The 20,050-nt window shown below is 68.8% G+C and carries 24 protein-coding genes, 1 tRNA gene and 1 pseudogene; 13 read left to right on the plus strand and 13 right to left on the minus strand.

Annotated features, from left to right (window positions below):
• The first annotated feature begins 87 nt into the window (after positions 1-87).
• The 7 genes and pseudogenes from ACFVRO_RS17555 (at position 88) to ACFVRO_RS17585 (ending at position 4,707) form a co-directional block, all read left to right on the plus strand.
• On the plus strand, positions 88-924 hold the full coding sequence (locus tag ACFVRO_RS17555; RefSeq protein WP_386954731.1) for a hypothetical protein: 837 nt from the start codon (positions 88-90) through the stop codon (positions 922-924).
• An 86-nt stretch (positions 925-1,010) separates the two neighbouring features.
• Positions 1,011-1,301: pseudogene (locus ACFVRO_RS17560) on the plus strand (M23 family metallopeptidase); the annotation flags it as partial.
• A gap of 105 nt (positions 1,302-1,406) precedes the next feature.
• Positions 1,407-1,751, plus strand: a complete 345-nt coding sequence (locus ACFVRO_RS17565) for a hypothetical protein (protein WP_386955220.1) — start codon at positions 1,407-1,409, stop codon at positions 1,749-1,751.
• A complete protein-coding gene (locus ACFVRO_RS17570) occupies positions 1,751-2,128 on the plus strand; it encodes a hypothetical protein (RefSeq protein ID WP_386954733.1) in 378 nt (125 codons plus the stop codon). The genes ACFVRO_RS17565 and ACFVRO_RS17570 overlap by 1 nt, the downstream gene beginning before the upstream one ends.
• On the plus strand, positions 2,128-2,466 hold the full coding sequence (locus ACFVRO_RS17575; RefSeq protein ID WP_386954736.1) for a hypothetical protein: 339 nt from the start codon (positions 2,128-2,130) through the stop codon (positions 2,464-2,466). Before ACFVRO_RS17570 ends, ACFVRO_RS17575 begins: the two co-directional genes overlap by 1 nt.
• Positions 2,467-2,468: 2 nt before the next feature.
• Entirely contained in the window at positions 2,469-2,810 is a 342-nt protein-coding gene (locus ACFVRO_RS17580) for a hypothetical protein (RefSeq protein WP_386954739.1), read from the plus strand.
• A gap of 13 nt (positions 2,811-2,823) precedes the next feature.
• Positions 2,824-4,707: a glycerophosphodiester phosphodiesterase gene (locus tag ACFVRO_RS17585; protein WP_386954741.1), complete on the plus strand. Its 1,884-nt coding sequence runs from the start codon at positions 2,824-2,826 to the stop codon at positions 4,705-4,707.
• Positions 4,708-4,762: 55 nt separating this feature from the next.
• On the opposite strand, the gene ACFVRO_RS17590 is transcribed toward ACFVRO_RS17585, so the two are convergent.
• The 3 genes from ACFVRO_RS17590 to ACFVRO_RS17600 are packed head-to-tail and all read right to left on the minus strand — an operon-like array spanning position 4,763 to position 5,999.
• Positions 4,763-5,038, minus strand: a complete 276-nt coding sequence (locus ACFVRO_RS17590) for a hypothetical protein (protein ID WP_386954744.1) — start codon at positions 5,036-5,038, stop codon at positions 4,763-4,765.
• Positions 5,039-5,047: 9 nt separating this feature from the next.
• The gene (locus tag ACFVRO_RS17595; protein ID WP_386954747.1) at positions 5,048-5,743 is read right to left on the minus strand and encodes an SOS response-associated peptidase; all 696 of its coding nucleotides are present in this window, start codon (positions 5,741-5,743) and stop codon (positions 5,048-5,050) included.
• Positions 5,744-5,753: 10 nt separating this feature from the next.
• Positions 5,754-5,999, minus strand: a complete 246-nt coding sequence (locus tag ACFVRO_RS17600; protein WP_386954750.1) for a hypothetical protein — start codon at positions 5,997-5,999, stop codon at positions 5,754-5,756.
• A 322-nt stretch (positions 6,000-6,321) separates the two neighbouring features.
• Between ACFVRO_RS17600 and ACFVRO_RS17605 the strand changes: the two genes are divergently transcribed.
• Complete coding sequence (locus tag ACFVRO_RS17605; protein WP_386954753.1) at positions 6,322-6,639, plus strand: helix-turn-helix transcriptional regulator; 318 nt, start codon at positions 6,322-6,324, stop codon at positions 6,637-6,639.
• A gap of 38 nt (positions 6,640-6,677) precedes the next feature.
• Here ACFVRO_RS17605 and ACFVRO_RS17610 read toward each other — a convergent pair whose 3' ends face one another.
• Positions 6,678-7,001: a hypothetical protein gene (locus ACFVRO_RS17610; RefSeq protein WP_386954755.1), complete on the minus strand. Its 324-nt coding sequence runs from the start codon at positions 6,999-7,001 to the stop codon at positions 6,678-6,680.
• The gene (locus tag ACFVRO_RS17615) at positions 6,998-7,558 is read right to left on the minus strand and encodes a hypothetical protein (protein WP_386954758.1); all 561 of its coding nucleotides are present in this window, start codon (positions 7,556-7,558) and stop codon (positions 6,998-7,000) included. The genes ACFVRO_RS17610 and ACFVRO_RS17615 overlap by 4 nt, the downstream gene beginning before the upstream one ends.
• Positions 7,559-7,669: 111 nt before the next feature.
• On the opposite strand from ACFVRO_RS17615, the gene ACFVRO_RS17620 reads away from it, so the two are divergent.
• Together ACFVRO_RS17620 and ACFVRO_RS17625 are read left to right on the plus strand one after the other, a co-directional pair.
• Positions 7,670-7,751, plus strand: a tRNA-Leu gene (locus ACFVRO_RS17620).
• Positions 7,752-7,817: 66 nt separating this feature from the next.
• Positions 7,818-8,564, plus strand: coding sequence for a DedA family protein (locus ACFVRO_RS17625; protein ID WP_386954759.1), 747 nt, complete (start codon positions 7,818-7,820; stop codon positions 8,562-8,564).
• Between the two features lie 6 nt (positions 8,565-8,570).
• On the opposite strand, the gene ACFVRO_RS17630 is transcribed toward ACFVRO_RS17625, so the two are convergent.
• Positions 8,571-9,380, minus strand: a complete 810-nt coding sequence (locus ACFVRO_RS17630) for a Ku protein (protein ID WP_105675393.1) — start codon at positions 9,378-9,380, stop codon at positions 8,571-8,573.
• 58 nt (positions 9,381-9,438) lie between these two features.
• Here ACFVRO_RS17630 and ligD point away from each other — a divergent pair, with 58 nt between their 5' ends.
• Both ligD and ACFVRO_RS17640 read left to right on the plus strand, forming a co-directional pair.
• Complete coding sequence (ligD, locus tag ACFVRO_RS17635; RefSeq protein WP_386954761.1) at positions 9,439-11,388, plus strand: non-homologous end-joining DNA ligase; 1,950 nt, start codon at positions 9,439-9,441, stop codon at positions 11,386-11,388.
• A gap of 60 nt (positions 11,389-11,448) precedes the next feature.
• Positions 11,449-11,805, plus strand: a complete 357-nt coding sequence (locus ACFVRO_RS17640; RefSeq protein WP_223586176.1) for a DUF805 domain-containing protein — start codon at positions 11,449-11,451, stop codon at positions 11,803-11,805.
• Here the strand turns inward: ACFVRO_RS17640 and ACFVRO_RS17645 are convergent.
• From ACFVRO_RS17645 to murI, 4 genes are all read right to left on the minus strand, one after another.
• Positions 11,802-12,722, minus strand: coding sequence for a cation diffusion facilitator family transporter (locus tag ACFVRO_RS17645; protein WP_223586175.1), 921 nt, complete (start codon positions 12,720-12,722; stop codon positions 11,802-11,804). The two genes, ACFVRO_RS17640 and ACFVRO_RS17645, sit on opposite strands and share 4 nt — an antisense overlap.
• 88 nt (positions 12,723-12,810) lie before the next feature.
• Positions 12,811-13,404, minus strand: coding sequence for an RdgB/HAM1 family non-canonical purine NTP pyrophosphatase (rdgB, locus tag ACFVRO_RS17650; RefSeq protein ID WP_386954764.1), 594 nt, complete (start codon positions 13,402-13,404; stop codon positions 12,811-12,813).
• Positions 13,404-14,138, minus strand: coding sequence for a ribonuclease PH (gene rph / locus ACFVRO_RS17655; RefSeq protein WP_105675287.1), 735 nt, complete (start codon positions 14,136-14,138; stop codon positions 13,404-13,406). Before rph ends, rdgB begins: the two co-directional genes overlap by 1 nt.
• 30 nt (positions 14,139-14,168) lie before the next feature.
• Complete coding sequence (gene murI, locus ACFVRO_RS17660; RefSeq protein WP_105675289.1) at positions 14,169-15,005, minus strand: glutamate racemase; 837 nt, start codon at positions 15,003-15,005, stop codon at positions 14,169-14,171.
• Positions 15,006-15,068: 63 nt separating this feature from the next.
• On the opposite strand from murI, the gene ACFVRO_RS17665 reads away from it, so the two are divergent.
• Positions 15,069-16,394, plus strand: coding sequence for a nicotinate phosphoribosyltransferase (locus ACFVRO_RS17665; protein ID WP_386954767.1), 1,326 nt, complete (start codon positions 15,069-15,071; stop codon positions 16,392-16,394).
• Between the two features lie 6 nt (positions 16,395-16,400).
• On the opposite strand, the gene ACFVRO_RS17670 is transcribed toward ACFVRO_RS17665, so the two are convergent.
• The 3 genes from ACFVRO_RS17670 to ACFVRO_RS17680 are packed head-to-tail and all read right to left on the minus strand — an operon-like array spanning position 16,401 to position 19,898.
• The gene (locus tag ACFVRO_RS17670; RefSeq protein WP_028503536.1) at positions 16,401-16,667 is read right to left on the minus strand and encodes a DUF3039 domain-containing protein; all 267 of its coding nucleotides are present in this window, start codon (positions 16,665-16,667) and stop codon (positions 16,401-16,403) included.
• Positions 16,668-16,707: 40 nt separating this feature from the next.
• Complete coding sequence (locus tag ACFVRO_RS17675; protein WP_386954770.1) at positions 16,708-18,273, minus strand: hypothetical protein; 1,566 nt, start codon at positions 18,271-18,273, stop codon at positions 16,708-16,710.
• Positions 18,249-19,898, minus strand: a complete 1,650-nt coding sequence (locus ACFVRO_RS17680) for an ATP-binding cassette domain-containing protein (RefSeq protein WP_386954772.1) — start codon at positions 19,896-19,898, stop codon at positions 18,249-18,251. The genes ACFVRO_RS17675 and ACFVRO_RS17680 overlap by 25 nt, the downstream gene beginning before the upstream one ends.
• Positions 19,899-20,050: the final 152 nt, after the last annotated feature.

The following is a 20,050-nucleotide window of genomic DNA, read 5'->3' on the forward strand; positions in this document are numbered from 1 at the left end:
ACTCAACTTGCCCGCTGTGCTTCGCGATCGTCGCGCACGAAACGGGACACAAAGCGTGGCACGAGTCGCGCGGAGAGGTGGTGCTTGATGCCCACGACTAACGCCCGCCGGCACACAAAGCCGACCGGAACAGAGCAGTCCTTCAACCGGGGAACGCTGTTCGATGCGTTCGGCAACTCGATCCGCGACATCGTCCCTGTCGCGAATGCCTCCGACCGTGCCCAGTTGGTCACGGATCTGACCGCGGCGGGACAGGCGCCATCGTCAACGAAGCCCCTCGTCGTCCACCGCGCGGACGCCCGCGGAGCACACCGAATCGAGTACACGACCGAGTCGACCGGCGCATGGTGGATGCCGGCGAGCGGCCTGCTCGAGTTCGTGAACAAGGGGGCAGCTGACTCTTTCGGCACCTCCTATGGAGGTCTGCTCAGTGTCGGAGATCGGTGCGTCGCCGCTGGCGCCCGTTACCGGTGGTCCGGATCCGCCTGGTACGGGCTCAGCGCCCGAATGAAGCGCTCCGCCACGGCAAAGTCGATCACCAACGCCAGCATCAGCCAGGACCTATCCACCAACAACCTGTGGACCGAGGACTGGCGTGAAGCGGGCATCGCCGCGTACAGCAACGGCTGGACGATCCCGTACGCCGGCGAGTGGGAAATCGACTTCGGGGGCCAGTTCTCCGGCGCGGCGGACCTGTTCATCAGCGTCAACAAGCCGGCCCTCGGCAGCTTCGGCGACGTGTCGGGGTACGCCCAGGGCGTCGCCGGGTCCGCCGCGGTCGCGCTTCCCCAGGGCTTCAAGCGGCTCCGCTGCGCGGCCGGCGACGTTATCCGGATCTTCGGCGCCTCGGTGGCCGCGTCGGTCAACTGGGACAACAGCTTCCCGAACCAGTCCTGGTTCGGGATCCGGTTCATCGGCGACTAGGGGGTATCGTGAGCGACTTTCTGTGGCCGAACGGGTCAGCGGTCCGACCGCGGATCACGTCCCCGTACGGGCCCCGCACAGCGCCTGTGGCGGGAGCTTCCACGTTCCACCGGGGCACGGATTTCGTCGGCTACGCGCAGGTGCGTGCGGTGGCTGCCGGGCGGGTGACGGTGGTCGGTGTCCCGCCCGGTTGGGGAGCGGGCGGCACTCAGGTGTGGGTGCAGCACGACGGCTTCCTGACCCGATCGATGCACCTGGCGTCCACGGCTGTCCGCGTCGGTCAGTTCGTGCGTGCGGGGGATGGGCTGGGGGTGATGGGCCGCACGGGCAACGTGTCCGGCGTCCACCATCACCTCGAGGTCGTTGTGAACGGGGCGCAGGTCGACCCGGTCCCGTTCCTGACGGCTCGGATCGGGGCCGTCCCTTCCGGTGGGGGTTCGTCCGAACCTGCGCCTTCTCCTTCGATCGTCTGGGAGGACGACATGGCTGAACTCATCACCTCATCCGGCGGACAGTCCCTCGGAATCCAGGGGCATGTCGTGCCCCTGGTTTCTGAAGAGGAGGTCCGCGCGCTCGTCATCGCCCCAGGTCGGGTCGAGTGCGCCCAATCCACACACGCCCGCATCAACGCGATCGTCGGGGGCCGCAAGAGCGACGACGTGATCGTGAACGTCCTCGGCGGCAACGGCACCCGCTACGTCTGGTCCGGTGGCGTGCTCACCGAGCTCGCTCACCAGCAGACGATCGACCAGCTGGTCGCGATGGGCGCCGGGGCCGTGAACTGGGAACTCGACGAGGTCGAGCGCATCCTCGCCAAGCAGCGCTGATGCCCGCGGAGATTCAGGCGTTCCTTGAAGGACTGTCCGTCTGGACAGTGATCGCCTGGGGTGCTGCCGCCGCTCTCGTCTGGGGCGTCGTCCGGAAGGTGTGGCCGCTGCTGAAGAAGCTCGCCGACTTCCTCGACGACGTCATGGGCGAGGAAGCCCGCCCTGGCGTCCCCGCTCGGCTCGGACTGATGGAGCGCGTCATGCGTGTGGAGCACGAGCTGTTCCCGAACTCGGGGAAGTCGCTGCGAGATCAGACGAACCGCATGGAGGAGAAGCTCGACCGCGACAACGCCCGCATCGACGAGCTCACCGGCCGACTCGACGAGCACATCACGAAGTCGAACCAGATCATCAACAAACTCACGAAGGAGTCCTGATGGACATCACTCTCCCGACCATCCCGGCCGGCATGCTCGTGCTGCTCGGCCTGCTCGCACCGTACGTCGTCGGTATCCTCAACGGCGCGCTGCCGTTCGTGCAGAAGCCGTGGCAGAGGAAGACGCTCGCGATCATCTTCGCCGTGGTCCTCGCCGGCGTCGTGCTCGCGTTCTACTACGCGTACACCGGCGACGTCATTCCGCAGTGGCCCGTGCTGGTTCTGCTCGCGATCGTCGTCGTGCAGGCGTCCTACGCGCTGATCGCGAAGTCCACGGCATCCGCGCTCGAGCAGCGATTCACACCGGGCGCATCCCTGCGTCGCGATCGGAAGGACTGATCATGGCATTCACGAACGCGACGAAAGAGGCCGCCGCTCTCGCGGTCACGGCCCTTGGGAACACGATCAGCCTTCACACCACTGACCCCGGAACGTCCGGAGCCGCGGAGGCGACTGGCGGTTCGCCGGCGTACGCGCGGAAGCCGACAACATGGGCGGGCGGTGCTGTCGACGGTGTCGTTGCCGGCACAGCGGTCGTCTTCGATGTCCCCGCCGGGACGTACACGCACCTCGGGGTGTGGAACGGTGCGACGTTCATCGCCGGGTTTCCGCTCGCGTCCTCAACGGGCCCCTTGCCCGGTCAAGCGACAGTGACCGCGATCCCGACGATCAGCGTCCCGTAGAAGGAGTCTGCGCATGGCCGTGTTCGGCACCCCCGCGTTCGGCGGCACCTCCACGGCCGTGAACAGCTTCTCGATCTCGAAGCCCGTCGATCTCGTCGACGGGCAGGTGCTGCTGCTGTTCGCGACGGATCAGGAGAGCTCGACAGCCGTGTCGTGGACGGTGCCTGCCGGGTTCACTCTGTTCAGCGCACCGTCCGCAGGGCCGTCGTCGACACGGCGGTACGGCGGCATGTGGTGGAAGTCGGTGTCCGATGCCGCCGCGGAACCGGCGTCGTACACGGTGCAGAACTCGGCATCCCGCAAAGTGGGCATGCTGATCCCCTGGACCCCCGACGCACCGGGCACACTCGAAGGCGTCGGGTACGGGACGTTCGGCGGGGACACGGTCGCGGCGGCCACCGCGTCGTTCAACGGTCGCACCCTGTCGAAGGGCCCGGCGATCTCGTTCGCGGCGTTCGCCGCGGAATGCACCGCCGGGATCAGCCACGCCCCGACCACACCTCCGGTCGGGTACACGATGCTCGGCAACGCGCAGAACACGCTGAACACCTCCACGACCGGCTCCCGCACCGCACTGTGGGTGGGGTACCGGGTCGAGGACGACACGACCGCTGACGGCGCATCCGCGACGTTCACGGGCGCATCCTCGACGCGCGTATACACGGGCTCCCTCACGGGAGGGGCCACCGTCCCGGTGACGTACCCGGCAGGGTTCTCATCGGTGACGGCCATGCTCGCCACACCGGGGGCGACATGGGCGCACCGTGGCGGGTCCGCGAACTGGCCCGAGATGTCCGCCTACGCGTACGAGCAGGCCGTGCTGGCCGGGTATGGGGCGCTCGAGGTCTCTGCGCAGCGAACCAGCGATGGTGTCCTTGTGTGCCTGCACGACTCGTCCCCGAACCGCACCTCGCAGACCACCGGCCTGCCTGACGTATCCGCGATGACCTGGGCGCAGCTGCAGGGCTACCAGAACACGCTGAACAGCGCCGGCACCCCGCGCCCGTACATGCGCCTCGTCGACTTCCTGGACCGGTGGACACCCACGCATGTCGTGATCGTCGACAACAAGACGAATACGAACCAGACCGAGTTCCTCGACCTGCTCGACGCGCACGGCGGCCCCTCCAAGATCGTCGTGAAGGCGTACGGCGTCGGCACGGGGGGCGGGATCGCATCGTCCGCTGCCGCGCGCGGGTATCAGACGTGGGGGTACTTCTACGAGGCGGACGCCGCGCTCCTCACAGCGAATCAGGGCAGCTGGTCGATCCTCGGCATGGAGTACGCCGCCGCCGCGGGGACGTGGGCCAGCATTCTCAGCTTCGGGAAACCGGTCGTCGGGCACATCGCCGCCTCACAGGCGAACTACAACACCGCGCACGCGCGCGGCGCCCGTGCAGTGCAGGTCTCGAACGTGGCTGGTGTTGTCGCGGTCGGAGCATCCGCTCGCGTCGCTCCCGGCGCGCTGGCCATGACGGGCACGGCGGGCCGCAGCATTGGCATGGCCCGGACTGGCACCGGCGCCGTCGCGCTCTCCGGCGCAGCATTCGCCACCGTCGGCGTGGAGAGAGAATCCGCCGGCACCATTGAGCTCACGGCCACAGGTCAGGCCACTTTCGGGGTGACCAGAGACGCGGCAGGCGTGCTCGTGTTTGCGGGCGCTGCGGCCGTCTCGATCGGGGTGACCCGCGATGCCGTCGGAACAGTGGAACTCGCCGGGGCGGCCGCGTTCTCGGTGAATGTCGCGGTGGCTGGCGAGGGTGCCCTCCTTCTCGACGGTCTCGGGCTGCTTCCCGCACGATCACGCCTACGGTTCACGGACACGCCCCACCGTCTTTCAGATCTTGTCGAACGCCCCAGGCCGCTCCCTCCCCCGGTCTGGCAGCCCATGCTCTGACGCAGATGACCCCCACTCTCCTCCGGGAGGGTGGGGGTCTTCTGTCGTTCCAGGGCTACTCCTCCCGGACGGACAGCAGTTGCCACCCGTCGGGCACCTTCGCCTCGAGCGCGGTCATGTCGTCGGCCTCGATCTCGCGGACGTCATCACGACGCTGGTAGGTGCCGGTGGTCTTGATCAGGGCGGCGCCCTTGATCATCTCGGCCGGGGCGTTGACGAGCTCGTACCCATCGGGGCGGAGCGCTTCGAGTTGCTGCTGCACGTCTTCGAGGGACGGGCCGGTGACGTCGGTAGTCTGCTGGCCTCGTGGGCGGATCATTCCAACAAGCATCAGTCCAGCCTAGGAGACCGGGGCGAGCAGAGACGGGTCGTCGCGGTTGACGGTGCGGGCGTTGTTGACCTTCGTGTCGACGATGTGCTCGCGGATGGTGGAGGCGACGTCGGCGGAGGTGTGGTCGAGCATCGCGAGGGTGTCGATCTTCGCGTGTCCGGTGAGCTTCTCCGGGGCGAGCCACTGATCCCACGTGTCGGGGGTGAGGAATGCCGGCATCCGGTCATGCACCGTCCCGGATGCGTCTCGCGCCTCGCGGGTGATGACGACCATGCACCGGGACCGTTCCCCATTCGGGAGTTCCATCGACCACGTCAGCCCGGCGGCGGAGAGCAGCCCGTCGCCGTGGAGGAAGTGCGGGGTCTTCGGGGTCTTGTCGCCGGTCCATTCGAAGTAGCCGCGCATGGGGACGATGCACCGGGCCGCGGAGAACGCGGGTGCCCAGAACCCGGTGGCGAGCTTCTCGATCCTCGCGTTGATGATCGGCGCGCCCTTGGGGCGGTTTGCGGGCTTCTGCCATTCCCACCTGACGAGTTCGAGGATGCGGCCTTCGCCGCGGTCGCGGATGATCACCGCGTCGTCGGTGGGGGCGATCGAGTACGCGCCGTGAAAGTCCTTCCACCAGTCCTCCGGGCGCCCGCCGTCGGCGACGTACTCCCGGATGAGCTCGTCGGTGCCAGCGTCCATCGCGAATCGTCCACACATGGCAGTGACCCTACGCCTCGCCGCCGACGTCGTCGATCACGACCGCGTTGCCCCACACCCAGCAGCGGTACGTGGTCTCCTCAGCGGAGAACTCGATCCCCGCCGCCCGCGGTGTCGAGCGCACGATCCGCGCGTCGACGCGGACCGCCTCGGGGCCGAACCGCACCCAGGCCCGCACGCGGCGTTGCGCGGCCCGCGGGTAGACCGTGACGGGCTGCGTGTTGAGATCGAGCTCGCGGTCGCTGAGCGACTGCAACGGCCCCTTCAGAGCGGCGGTGCGGATCTGTCTCCACTCAGCCTCACGCGCGACCCGCGCCCGGGTCAGTGGTCCTGCGCTTCCCAATGCCGGCGTTCCTTCCTCCGGCCGAGGAGATGAGTCTACGTCGGCGCTCCGACGTCAGCCACCGTGAAGGGTGGGGCCGTCGAACTCCGGAGGGATGACGATCGCGTCGAGCTCGGCGCCGTGGTCCTCGGCGTGTCCGCACGCGCACACGAACCCGCGCGGGTGATCACGCATCACAGTCCCGCAGTCCGGGCAGCGAGGCTGACCGACGTCATCATTCATCCGGCAATCGTAGATGAGCCGACACACCCGGAGTAAACGCTGGGAGATCTACCGAGACGAGCACGGAACCGGATGGACGCTGAGATCCAAGGCGGACGGAACCCGTAACCCCGCCGAGGAGCGCATTCTCGGCAGCAAGGATAAGCAGGTGCGCAAGATCCTCACGATCCAGGAAGTGTCCACCATCACAGGCCTAGCCGTTCAGACGCTCTACAACCTACGGAGCACCGGAGGCGACGCTCCCCGATCGTTCACCCTGCGCGGACGAGTCCGCTATTTCGAAGACGACCTTGAAGCTTGGGTCACAACGGCGCACAGCGCCCACAGGTAGCGGCATTTCGCGACCAAGCATGGTCGTCACGTCATGCGCTACTTCGCTCCGATGAAGACGACGGTCGAGCCGCCGAGGTTGGACACCTTGATTGAACGTCCGTCTACCTCAGTCTCCTGACCCGGCCCAGCATCGACAGCCATCGCGACCGAGTACTGGTCCGTCTTGTCAGAGAAGGTCTTCGTGATGACGCAGGTCAGCGCTTCGCCGCCTGCTTCGACTACGAGGCCGGAGTCATCTGAGCGTACTCCAGCAGCATCGCCACCGCAGTCACTTGCGATCGAATCGAGCGACGTCGCAGAGCATCCGGTTAGAAGCAGGGCGGCCAGAGCAATAGGAAGCGCGAGTGTCCGAGTCTTCATGTTCGCGAGCATATCGGTCCTCTCGAACCCAGCATGGAGTTTGGATGCTTCAACGGGTATGTGTTGTTGTTGGCCGTATTGAGCGCCCAGGAACCGCGCACCACGTCGGCGATCGCGACGTGCAGCCGCGAGCCGTCGGGAAGGGAGGCATCGACGAACGGCTGGCCGATGTCGACCCGGCGCCCCGTCGACTGCAGCATCCGCTCCACGAGATCGCGCAGCGCCGTCTCGGTCAAGCGCAGATCGACGCGCTCGGCGATGCCGCCGCGCGCGACGTGGATCCGTTCGGGGCCGTTGCACCAGATCTCCTCGATCTCGGGGTCGTCGAGCAGCGGCTGCAGAGCACCGAAGCCGCTGACGGCGGCGAGCACCTCGCGCACGCACCCCGGCTCGTCGTCGATCATCGCCTCGCCGCGTGACAGCGCGGCATCGTTGAAGCGGCGGACCTCGGCGAGCGCCACCCGGCGGGCCGCATCGGGATCGATCGACGGATCGGTGCCCTCGGCGCGCAGCCGCATGCGAAGGCGTTCGGCGACGAGGACGGAGGGTGGGAGCACCCGAGCATCCTCGCAAGATTCACGGAGCGGCCGCGGAAGTTATCCACAGCCCGGGTCCGGGCGGATGCTCAGGATCGCTCTGGACGGCGGTCAGTAGACTGATTCCACCGCGCGGGAGTGGTGAAATTGGCAGACACGCAGGATTTAGGTTCCTGTGCCCTAGGGCGTGTGGGTTCAAGTCCCACCTTCCGCACTGTTCGATCGCACTCTGTGCGATCAGACACTCGACCGCCGCACATCTTTCTCCGACGGGACCCCCATGCATCACGCCGCTCTCATCCCCTGGCTCGACCCCGCCACCATCATCGGCAACGCCGGCCCCTGGGCTCTCCTCGTGGTGTGCTTCATCGTGTTCGCCGAGACGGGGCTCCTCATCGGCTTCCTCCTGCCCGGCGACACGCTCCTCGTGATCTCGGGACTCCTGTCGCACACCTCCGCGACGCTGCCGCACGGCGTGTTCGGCATCAACGTGTGGATCGTCGCGCTCCTGATCGGGCTCTCCGCCTTCGTCGGCGGCGAGGTCGGATACCTGATCGGGCACAAGGGAGGCCCTGCGGTCTTCGAACGCAAGGAATCGGGCCTGTTCAGCAAGAAGAACGTCGAGCGCACGAACGCGTTCTTCGAGCGCTTCGGCGGCATCACCGTCATTCTCGCCCGATTCGTGCCGATCGTGCGCACGTTCGCGCCTGTCGCCGCGGGCGTGGGGCACATGCCGTGGCGCCGGTACACGCTCTACAACCTCATCGGCGCGATCCTCTGGGGCTTCGGCCTGACGATGTTCGGCTACCTGATCGGGTTCATCCCGCCGGTCGCCCACTTCGTGGAGAGCTACATCGACCTGATCCTGCTCGCCGCTGTCGGCGGCACCGCGCTGGTCACGCTCTGGCACTACCTCTCCGAGCGCTACAAGGCGAAGAAGGCCGCGGCCGCCGGTGAGGACGTCGTGACGGATGCCGCTGAGGCCGAGGCGCTCGCGCTCGACCTGGACGGCGACGACAAGAACTGACCCGGCTCAGCCGGCGTTCTTCGCCTTCTGCTCCTTCGATCGCGCGACGCTGGCGCGCAGCGCCTCCATCAGGTCGATGACCTCTCCGCCCGCCGCCTCGGCATCCGATTCTCCGAACGTCACCGCGGCATCGAACGTGTCGCCCGCCTCGATCTTGGCGTCGATGAGGGTGCGCAGCTCCTTCTGGTACTCGTCGACGAACGCCTCGGGGTCGAAGTCGGCCGAGTAGCTCTCCACGAGAGACGAGGAGAGCTCCAGCTCCTTCTTCGAGATCGTCACGTCCTCGTCGAGGACCGGGAACTCGGCCTCTCTGACCTCGTCCGCCCACAGCAGCGTCTGCAGCACCAGCACCTTCCCGCGCACGCGCAGCGCCGCCAGCCGGGTCTTCTGCCGCAGCGTGAACCGCACGATCGCGGTGCGATCGGTTTGCTCGAGCGTCTTGCGCAGCAGCACGTACGCCTTCGGCGACTTCGAGTCGGGCTCGAGGTAGTACGGCTTGTCGAGGGTGAGCAGGTCGACCTGGTCGGAGGGGACGAACTCGACGACGTCGATCTCCCTGCTCTTCTCGGCGGGGAGCGCGGCGAGGTCGTCCTTCGTGAGCACGACGGTCTGCCCCTCGTCGACGTACGCCCGATCGATGTCGGCGTACGCGACGGTCTCACCGCACACCTCGCACGTCCGCTGGTAGCGGATGCGTCCGCCGTCCTTCTCATGCACCTGATGCAGCGGCACATCGTGGTCCTCGGTCGCGGAGTACACCTTGACCGGCACGTTCACGAGACCGAAGGTCAGTGCGCCCTTCCAGATCGTCCTCATCACACCAGTAGACACCAGTCACACCCGTCACGACCAGTCCCTTGACTACGCTGGCGTCATGGTCGCGGATGCTCAGATGGTGCAGGTCGACGGCCGCCGCCTGCGCGTCACCAACCTCGACAAGGTCGTCTACCCCGAGACGGGCACCACCAAGGGCGAGGTCATCGCCTACTACACGCGGATCGCACCGCTCCTGCTCCCCCAGCTCGCGGGCCGTCCTGTCACCCGCAAGCGCTGGGTCGAGGGCGTGGGCACCGCCGCACAGCCCGCCGACGCCTTCTTCACCAAACAGCTGGAGCGGGGAGCGCCGTCGTGGATCCCCCGGCAGGAGATCCGTCACTCGGACGGTCCCAAGGAGTACCCCCTCGTGGATGAGGTGGCGACTCTCGTCTGGCTCGCGCAGGTGGCCGCGATCGAGCTGCATGTCCCGCAGTGGCGCTTCGCTCCCGACGGACTCCCCGGTCGACCCGACCGTCTCGTCCTCGACCTCGACCCCGGTCCCGGCGTCGAGCTCGCGCAGTGCGCCGAGGTCGCCTGGATCGCGCGCGGCATCCTGTCGGACATGGGCCTCGACACCGTCCCCGTCACGAGCGGCAGCAAGGGCCTCCACCTCTATGCGGCACTCCCCGGAGCGCAGACGAGCGCGGAGATCTCCGAGGTCGTGAAGGAGCTGGCCAGGATGATCGAGAACGAGCACCCCGAGCTGGCGACGAGCGTCATGGCGAAGGCCGCCCGCGGCGGCAAGGTGTTCCTCGACTGGAGTCAGAACAACGGCAAGAAGACGACGATCTCCCCCTACTCGCTGCGCGGCCGGGCGCAGCCGTGGGTCGCGGCGCCCCGCACCTGGGACGAGCTCGACGATCCGGCTCTCGCCCAGCTCGACCTCGACCAGGTCCTGGAGCGCGCGGCAGACGGCCTCGACCCGTTCTCCGGGTTCCGCCCCTCGAACCCGGGCTCCACGGGTGCGGTCTCGGCTCCGATGCCCGCCCCCGCCCCACGCCGCGCGCACGCGCGCATCCCGCGCCCCGCAGAGCCGGGCACTCCGGCGCCCGTCGCCCCCATGCTGGCCGAGAACGGCACCCCCGCCATCGCGAGGGGGCTGAGCCCGCAGCCGTGGGTGGAGGTGAAGTGGGATGGCATCCGCGCCCTGGGCACGTGGTCCGGCGGACGGATGCTGCTGCACGCCCGCAGCGGCACCGACATCACGGCCCGCTATCCCGAGCTCACCGCCGACGGCGCCCCTTTCCTGCCCGTCGCCGACGCCGTGCTCGACGGCGAGATCGTCGCCTTCGACGGCACAGGGTGCCCCAGCTTCTCCCTGCTGCAGAATCGGATGCACCTGACCAGGCCGCGGGAGATCGAGCGGGAGGTGGTGCGGACGCCGGTGTTCTACCTCGCTTTCGATCTCCTGCGCCTCGACGGGCACGACCTCACCTCGATGCCGCTCGCCCAACGACGCACGCTCCTGGAGGACGTCGTCGCCGATCTCGACGCCCCGGTGCAGGCCCCTCCAGTCTTCGACGACATCGACGCGGCCCTCGCCGCCAGTCGCGAGTTCGGGCTGGAGGGCGTCGTCGTGAAGGATCCCTCCTCCCGCTACCGTCCGGGGCAGCGGTCGCCGTCGTGGCTCAAGCTCAAGCACACGCGGATGCAGGAGGCGGTGATCGTCGGCATCCGCCCCGGCAAGGGCGACAGAGAGGGCACGATCGGCTCGCTCCTGCTCGCCGTGCCCGATCCGATCGCGCTGCGCTACGTCGGCCGGGTCGGCACCGGATTCACCGAGCGGATGCTGCACGATCTGCTCGCGCAGCTCACCCCGCTGCGCGTCGACGCTGCGCCCCTGGACGGCGTGCCAGCCCTCGACGCCTCGGACGCGCTCTGGGTGCGTCCGGAACTCGTGGGCGAGGTGGAGTTCGCGAACTGGACGCCCGACGGCATCCTCCGCCACGCGCGGTGGCGCGGCCTGCGCCCGGACAAGACCCCCGCCGAGGTCGTCGTCGACGCGTGATCCTCCGCGCGAGTGGCGGCGCGCTCTAGGATGGGCGCGACCACCAGGAGGAGGACGCCCATGTCATTCGGCGAAGCGATCACGACCGTGCTGCGCAAGTACGCGGACTTCACCGGCAGAGCCGCCCGCCCCGAGTTCTGGTGGTGGATCCTCTTCTCCGCCCTCGTCGCCGCCGCTCTCGGCGTCTTCGAGGTGCTGCCGGTCGGCGACGGCTCGAGCCTCGGCGCCATCCTGTCGAGCCTGTGGGGCATCGCGGTGCTGCTGCCGACCCTGGCCGTGCTCGTGCGCCGCCTGCGCGACACGGGCCAGGGCTGGGGCCACGCGTTCTGGCTGCTCGTGCCGATCGCGGGGCTCATCGTGCTCGCGATCATGCTGTCCCGGCCGGGCATCCCCGACACGGGCGCCGTGACCGCCTAGGCGTGGTGCGGTTCGCAGTCGGACTGCTCGGCCGGCTCGATCTGGAACGTCGAGTGCTCGACGTCGAAGTGCTCGGCGAGGCAGGACTGCATCTCGTTCAGCAGGGCCGCTGAGCGGCCGTCCGCGAACATCTCCGGAGCGACGGTGACGTGCGCGGTGAAGACCGGTGCACCTCGCGTGAGCTGCCACACGTGCACGTCGTGCACGCCGACGACGCCCTCGTAGCCGAGCAGATGCGTGCGGATCTCGCTCACCGCCGTGCCCTTGGGCGCGGACTCGGCCAGCACGGAGAAGACCTCCCGCAGCAGGGAGATCGCACGCGGGATGATCATCACGGCGATGAACATCGAGGCGATCGCGTCGGCCGGCATCCATCCGGTGGTGACGATCACGATCGCAGCGACGATCACCATGGCCGAGCCGATCAGGTCGCCCATGACCTCGAGGTACGCCCCGCGCACGTTGATGCTGGTGCGCTGCGCCCGGCTGAGGAGCCACATCGAGATCGCGTTGGCGATGAGTCCGACGGCCGCCACGACGAGCATCAGGCCGCCGGCGACCTCGACCTCCCCCGGATCGATCAGTCGTCCGATCGCCTCGACGCCGACCCATCCGGCCAGCGCGATGAGGATGACCGCGTTGATCAGGGCGCCGAAGACCTCGGCGCGCTGATATCCGAAAGTGCGCCTGTCATCGGCCGGCCGCGCGGCGACGGCCGCGGCGATGAGAGCGATCAGGAGCGCCGAGGCATCCGTGAACATGTGGGCCGCATCGGCGAGGAGCGCGAGAGAACCCGTGAGGATGGCGCCGATGACCTGCACGACCATGATCGTCGCCGTGAGGCACAGCGAGATCGTCAGCAGACGTCGATGGCCTGCCGAGCGGATGCCGCCTGCTGCGGGTGCGTGATCGTGCATATGACCAGGCTAGACCGGGCCCACGCCCCGAGGACGTGGTTCCGGCTAGTCGGGAATGGTGATGATTCTCAGTTCGCCCGGTCGTGCGTCACAGCTGGGCGAGCAGCGGTCCGAGTTCGGCGAAGGCGCGGGCTCGATGCGACTGCGCCTGCTTCTCCTCCGCGGTGAAGTCGCCCACCGACCGCTCCTCTCCGGCCGGCTGACCGTCGGGGATGAAGATCGGGTCGTAGCCGAAGCCGCCCCCACCGGTCGCCGTGTGCGCGAGCCGCCCCGGCCACTCCCCCACCACGACGTGCTCGGCGCCCTCCGGGGTCACCAGCGCGATCGCGGAGGTGAAATGCGCCGCGCGATGCGGGTCGGCGATGTCGCGCAGCTGGTCGAGCAGCAGCTCGAGGTTCGCCACGGCATCCTTCTTCTGCCCCGCCCAGTACGCCGAGAACACGCCGGGCGATCCGCCGAGCACGTCGACGCAGATGCCGGAGTCGTCGGCCAGCGCCGCGAGCCCCGTGTGCGCAGCAGCCGCGCGCGCCTTCAGCAGCGCGTTCTCGGCGAACGTCACGCCGTCCTCGACCGGCTCAGGGCCGTCGTAGCCGATGATCTCCAGGTCGGAGCGGGTCGACGCCGTGATCTGCTGGAACTCCGCCACCTTGTGCGGATTGTGCGTGGCGAGGACGATCTGCATCAGCCCGCGAGCGCCTTCAGCTGGAGCTCCTTGAGGTCTGCGCAGCCGGCGACTCCCAGGTCGAGGAGGGCGTCGAGCTCGCGCTTGTCGAAGGGCGCGCCCTCGGCGGTGCCCTGCACCTCGACGAACAGGCCCCGACCGGTGACGACGATGTTCATGTCGGTCTCGGCGCGCACGTCCTCGACGTATGCCAGATCGAGCATGGGCTCTCCGTCGATGATACCGACGGACACCGCGGCGACGGAGTCGAGCAGTGGCGTGGAGTTCCGGCCGATGAACTTCTTCTCCCGGCCCCACTCGATCGCATCGGCCAGCGCGACGTAGGCGCCGGTGATCGCGGCGGTGCGGGTGCCGCCGTCAGCCTGCAGCACGTCGCAGTCGATCACGATCGTGTTCTCGCCCAGAGCCTTGGTGTCGACGACGGCGCGCAGCGCGCGGCCGATCAGGCGGGAGATCTCGTGGGTGCGGCCGCCGATGCGACCCTTCACGCTCTCGCGGTCGTTGCGGCTGTTCGTCGCTCGCGGGAGCATGGCGTACTCGGCGGTGACCCAGCCCTTGCCCTTGCCGGTGAGCCAGCGGGGCACACCGTTCGTGAAGGATGCGGTGCACAGCACCTTGGTCCCGCCGAAGCTGATCAGGGCAGAGCCCTCGGCCTGAGCGCTCCAACCCCGTTCGATGGTGATCTCGCGGAGCTGGTCGGTGGAGCGGCCGTCGGCGCGGACGATGGATGACATGGACTTCCTTCGGTCAGGGGATTCGGTGGTTCAGAGCGATTCGATGACGGATGCCGGAAGGTCGATGACCCCGGTCTGCACGAGCTGGACGTCGCGGACCTCGCGGCCCATCAACCGGTTCGCGAGTGCGGTGAACTCGACCGTCGAGTCTCCGGTCGCCTCGTAGACGTAGGTCGCCGTGGCGTCCGGCGGCGCGAGCAGGTCACCGCGCACGAGCTGACGGTAGACGTCTCCGGCGGTCTCGTCATCGCTCGACACGAGCGTCACGCCCTCCCCCATCACGTAGCTGATCGCTCCGCGCAGGAAGGGGTAGTGGGTGCAGCCGAGGACGAGCGTGTCGACGCCGGCATCCCGCAGCGGAGCCAGGTACTCCTCCGCCACCGCGAGAACCTCGGGGGTGCCGGTGATGCCGGCCTCCACGAACTCGACGAACCGGGGGCACGCGGCCGTGAACACCTCGAGGGTCTCGTTCACCTCGAGCATGTCCTGATAGGCGCGGGAGCCGATCGTCCCGACCGTGCCGATCACACCGACGCGCCCGTTGCGCGTGGTCGAGACGGCGCGGCGCACGGCCGGGCCGATCACCTCGACCACGGGGACGTCGTAGCGCTCTCTGGCGTCGCGGAGCATCGCGGCAGAGGCGGTGTTGCACGCGATCACCAGCATCTTCACGCCCTGGTCGACCAGGGTGTCGAGGACCTCGAGCGAGTAGCGTCGCACGTCGGCGATCGGCTTGGGACCGTACGGCGAGTGCGCCGTGTCGCCGATGTACACGAACGATTCACGGGGCAGCTGGGCCCTGATGGCCCTCGCCACCGTGAGCCCGCCGACACCGGAGTCGAAGATTCCGATCGGGGCGTCATTCATGACTCCCCAGCCTACCCGCGCGCACACGACGCGCTCTCCGCCGCGCTCACTAAGCTGAAGCCCATGACGACGTCGACGGCGCTTCTGACCGACCGCTACGAACTGACCATGCTCGCCGCCGCGCTCCGCGACGGCACCGCGTCGCGCCCGAGCGTGTTCGAGCTGTTCTCGCGCCGCTTGTCGGGTGGACGCCGTTTCGGCGTGGTCGCCGGTACAGGGCGCCTGCTGACCCTCCTACGGGACTTCCGCTTCGGCGACGACGAGCTGCGATTCCTGCGCGACAACGACGTGGTCGATGCCGACTCGCTGACCTACCTCGAGAACTACCGCTTCACCGGATCGATCCGCGGCTACCGCGAGGGCGAGCTGTACTTCCCCGGCTCCCCCATCCTCACGGTGGAGGGGACCTTCGCAGACGCCGTCGTGCTGGAGACTCTGGCCCTCAGCGTCCTCAACCACGACTCCGCCGTCGCGACCGCGGCATCGCGCATGAGCATCGCCGCGGGCGAGCGCCCGCTGGCGGAGATGGGATCGCGACGGGCCGCCGAGCACTCCGCCGTGGCCGCCGCCCGTGCCGCGTACATCGCCGGCTTCGGCGCCACGAGCAACCTCGAGGCCGGTCGCCGATGGGGCCTGCCCACCATGGGCACGGCCGCCCACTCCTGGACGCTTCTGCACGACAGCGAGGAGGACGCCTTCCGCGCGCAGATCGACAGCCTCGGCACCGGCACCACGCTGCTCGTCGACACCTACGACATCCGCACCGGCGTCGAGACCGCGATCCGCGTCGCCGGCACCGGACTCGGCGGAGTGCGCGTCGACTCCGGCGACCTGCCGATCGTCGCGGCGGAGGTCAGGGCGCAGCTCGACGAGCTCGGAGCCACAGGCACCAGGATCACCGTCACCAGCGACCTCGACGAGTACGCGATCGCGGCACTCGCCGCCTCACCCGTCGATGCCTACGGCGTGGGAACCTCCGTCGTCACCGGCTCCGGCTATCCCACGGCGAGCATGGTCTACAAGCTGGTCGCCCGGCAGGACTCCGACGGCGCCTGGATCGGCGTCGCCAAGGCCTCGGCCGACAAGGCGTCACACGGAGGCAGGAAGGCGGCGTTCCGCACGCTGACCGACGGCGTGGCCTCGGAGGAGACCGTGGTCGTCTCCGACGGTTTCGAGAAGCTCGACACCCCGTCGGAGCATCCGCAGGGCCGCCCGCTGCAGGTGACGTTCGTCGAAGCGGGAGACATCGACACCTCTTACGAGGGCGTCGAAGGCACGGTATCCGCTCGCGCGCACCATCTTCGGGTGCGCGAGGAACTGCCCGTTCGCGCTCTCGCGCTCAGCAAGTCCGACCCGGCGATCCCGACGGTGTTCATCGACGCCGACTGACGTCGGTCAGCCGACCATCGACTCGTAGATCTCCTTGCAGGTGGGGCAGATCGGGAACTTCTCCGGGTCGCGACCCGGCGTCCACTTCTTGCCGCACAGCGCGCGCACCGGCTTGCCGGTGATCGCGGACTCGAGGATCTTGTCCTTCTTCACGTAATGCGAGAAACGCTCGTGGTCGCCCGGTTCGAGGTTCTCCTCTCGGAGGAGCTCTTCCAGTTCGCGATCAAGCGTTGCCACGCCGCCCTGATCGGGGCTGTCCAGCGGAGTACTCATCCCGCGAGTCTAGTCGCGCGAGGAGCTCAGCGGGCGGGTCTCACGCGGTCTCGACGAACTCCATGAGACGTTCGCCTCCGCGCTCGAACACACGACCGCCGACGGCGACCCCGATCACCAGCGCACCGGCGCCGGTCGCGATCCCTGCCCACAGGGTGGCGGGGGCGAACTCCGAGCCCTCGACAATCGTGAGCACGAACAGCCAGATCGTCGGGATGCTCAGGATGATGGCGCCGAGGAACGCGGCCGCCGGACCGAACGCTCCGCGCGAGGTCGGCCGCTGCGGCTGCTGGAACGGGCTGTCGCCGGGGCGCGACACCGCGTAGGGCGCGACGACGGAGACGATGCTGGAGATGCCGAGCGCCGAGAAGAGCAGGCTCGCGGCGAGGCCCGTCAGGGGCAGGAGCAGCCGCCAGTCGGAGATCCAGAGCAGCGTGAGCGGCACCGCGATCGCGAGCACGGGCACGGCGACGAGCACGACGGGCACCAGACGCCCCAGCCGATCCGGGATGCCGCGCACCCCGCTCGCGATGTGCGTCCACAGGGCGGTCGAGTCGTAGGCGACGTCGTTGTGCGGCAGCCAGCCGAAGAACAGGGCCATCACCGGCACGGGGACGAGCGCGGCGATCTCGAGCGGGACGCCCGCGACGAGCAGCGGGAACACCGTGAGGACGCCGGCGACGGGCACCACGATGAGGTTCATGATGTAGCGGCGATCGCGGAGCCAGTAGACCAGGCTGCGGGCCGCGATCGCGCCGAACGCATTGGACGGCAGGAGCCCGAACCAGCCGAGTCCGGTGCGCTCCCGAGAGGTCACCGGCCGTTCGGTCGTGGTGAGCAGCCGTCTGACCAGCCAGCTCCAGACGACCCAGAGCACTGCGGCCGTGAGTACGGCGATGATGCCGGCGACCCAGGATCCTGCCGTGTCGTCGACGGCCACGGCGAAGAGGAAGCCGGGGCTCGCTGCGAGCGGTGTGAGGCCGACGGTGTCGGTGATCGACGCCACGGCGCCCGGCACATGCCCGTCCCAGCGAAGGGAGGCGAGGAAGACGGCGACGGGGAACGCGATGATGACGAGCGCGAGGGCGAACAGCGCCGTGAGCTCACGGGAGCGCCGCTCCGGGAGCACCAGCGCGTTCACGGCCATGCCGATGCGCGAGGCCAGCAGCGTGGTCAGAACCCCGAGCAGGGTCATCAGGACGGCGGCGGGCCAGGGGGCGCCGAGCTGCACCGCGACGACGCACACGCAGACGTTCACCGCGAGGAGAGCGAGGCTCGGCACGCTGACGAAGGCGGCCAGCACGAGGATCCACGGCATCTGCTTCTCGTCGACGCCGAACACGGCGAACCGACGGGGATCGAGCTGGTCGACGGCTCCGACGAGGATCGGACCGACCAGGAAGCCCAGGAGGATCGCGGCGCTGCCGAGCACGATCACGGTGCGCGCGACGGCGACAGGCACGTCGTCGAGGCTCAGGACCGCGGCGCAGACGACCGCCGTGATCGCCACGACGACGGCGAGCATGACGAGGGTGCGTCCCCGTCGTTCGCCGCGCAGCGCCCCGATCAGGAGCGCAGCCCTCAGTCGGAGAACGTGTGCAGCCACTCGAGCCCCTCCACTTCGCCGATACCGCCGGAGAGCTCGACGAATCGCGCTTCCAGCGTCTGTCCGGCGCGCACGTCCTCGATCGTCCCCTCGGCGAGCACGTCGCCGCCGACGATGATCGCGACCCGCGAGCAGACGCGCTCCACGAGGTCCATACCGTGGCTGGAGAGGATCACGGTTCCGCCGTGCGACACGTAGGCCCGCAGGATGTCGAGGATGACAGCGGAAGAGACAGGGTCGACGGCCTCGAAGGGCTCGTCGAGGACGAGGACCCGCGGCGAGTGGATCATCGCGCCGGCGAGCATGATCTTCTTCGTCATGCCCGCGGAGTAGTCGGAGACGACACGGCCGAGCGCGTCGCCGAGATCGAACGCCCTGGCCAGGTCTCCGACGCGCTTCTCGATGACGTCGGAGGCGAGCCCCCGGAGCAGCCCGTAGTAGAAGAGGAGCTGACGACCGGTGAGCCGGTCGAACGTGCGGAGCCGGTCGGGAAGCACGCCCATCACCCGCTTGGCGGCGAGGGGCTGGGCGGCCTGGTCGATGCCGCAGATCACCACGCTTCCGGCATCGGACCTGAGCAGCCCGGCGACGATCGACAGCGTGGTCGTCTTGCCCGCGCCGTTCGGTCCGACGATGCCGTAGAAGGATCCGGCCGGGACGGTGAGGTCGATGCCGTTGACCGCGGTGTGGTCGCCGAAGCTCTTCACGAGGCCGCGGATGCGGATCGCCTCGGTCGCGGAATCCGCGGGCACGTCGCGCGCAGGCTCGGAGGTCTCGGCAGGATCGGATGCCGCCGCACCGGGGGTGATCTCCTCGACGCTGTCCGCCTCGGGGCTGTCCGTCTCGGGGCTGTCTGCCTCCTCGATCACGACCTCGTCGGCCGGAACGTGCTCGGCCACCGGGAGGTCCTCCTGCGTCGGAGACTCCACAGGCGCCGACGCGTGCTCGACAGGTTCGCGCTCTTCGACGACGATCTCCTCGATCGGCTCCGCGGCGGCGAGAGACTCCGTGGCCTCCGCAGCGTTCGCTTCCTCAGCAGCCTTCGCCTCTTCAGCAGCCTTCGCCTCTTCAGCAGCCTTCGCCTCTTCGGCAGCCTTCGCCTCAGCGGCCTTCGCCTCCTCGGCAGCCTTCGCCTCGGCGCGCTTCGCAGCCGCGGTCTTGGCAGCCGCGGTCCTGGCGGAGTTGGTCTTCGCCGTGGCCGTGCGCGCGGAGGTCTTCGCCGCCGCCGTGCGTTCGGCTGCGGCCTTCGCCGCGGCGGTCTTCGCCGGCGTGGTCCGGGGAGCCGGGCTCTTCGCCGCGGCGGTTCCGGCCTTCGCGGCCGCGGCTCGAGCCGTCGACGAGGTGCCACGCGGAGCGGTCGCTCGCGCGGCCGAGTTCTTCGCGGCAGCGGTGCGTGCCGCGGCCGCGGTCGTCCTCTTCGGCGTGCGCGGCGTCTCCGCGTCCTCCGTGCGAGCCGGCTCGGCGATCGCCTCGACCGTGGTGGCGGCCTTCGAGGCCGCTGACCTCGCGGGCGCGCGCTTCACCGGAGGCTTCTTCGCCGGCGCCTTTCGCGCCGGTGTCTTCTTCGCAGGCGTGCTCGCGGCGTCGCCCACCTCTTCGGTGCGGTCGTCGGGGGAAGCAGTCACTGTTCGAGGGTATCAACGGGGTCCCGCCATATCCGGTCCGACGCAACATTTCGCCCTCCGAATCAGCCGTATATCCTGAGTCCTGACGGATGTCGCTCGAATCTGAGTGTTCCGTGTGTACTCGATCACGAAATGGCAACGGGGCCCCAAAG

This window comes from Microbacterium sp. NPDC057944, assembly GCF_042887445.1.
Lineage (GTDB): Bacteria > Actinomycetota > Actinomycetes > Actinomycetales > Microbacteriaceae > Microbacterium > Microbacterium natoriense.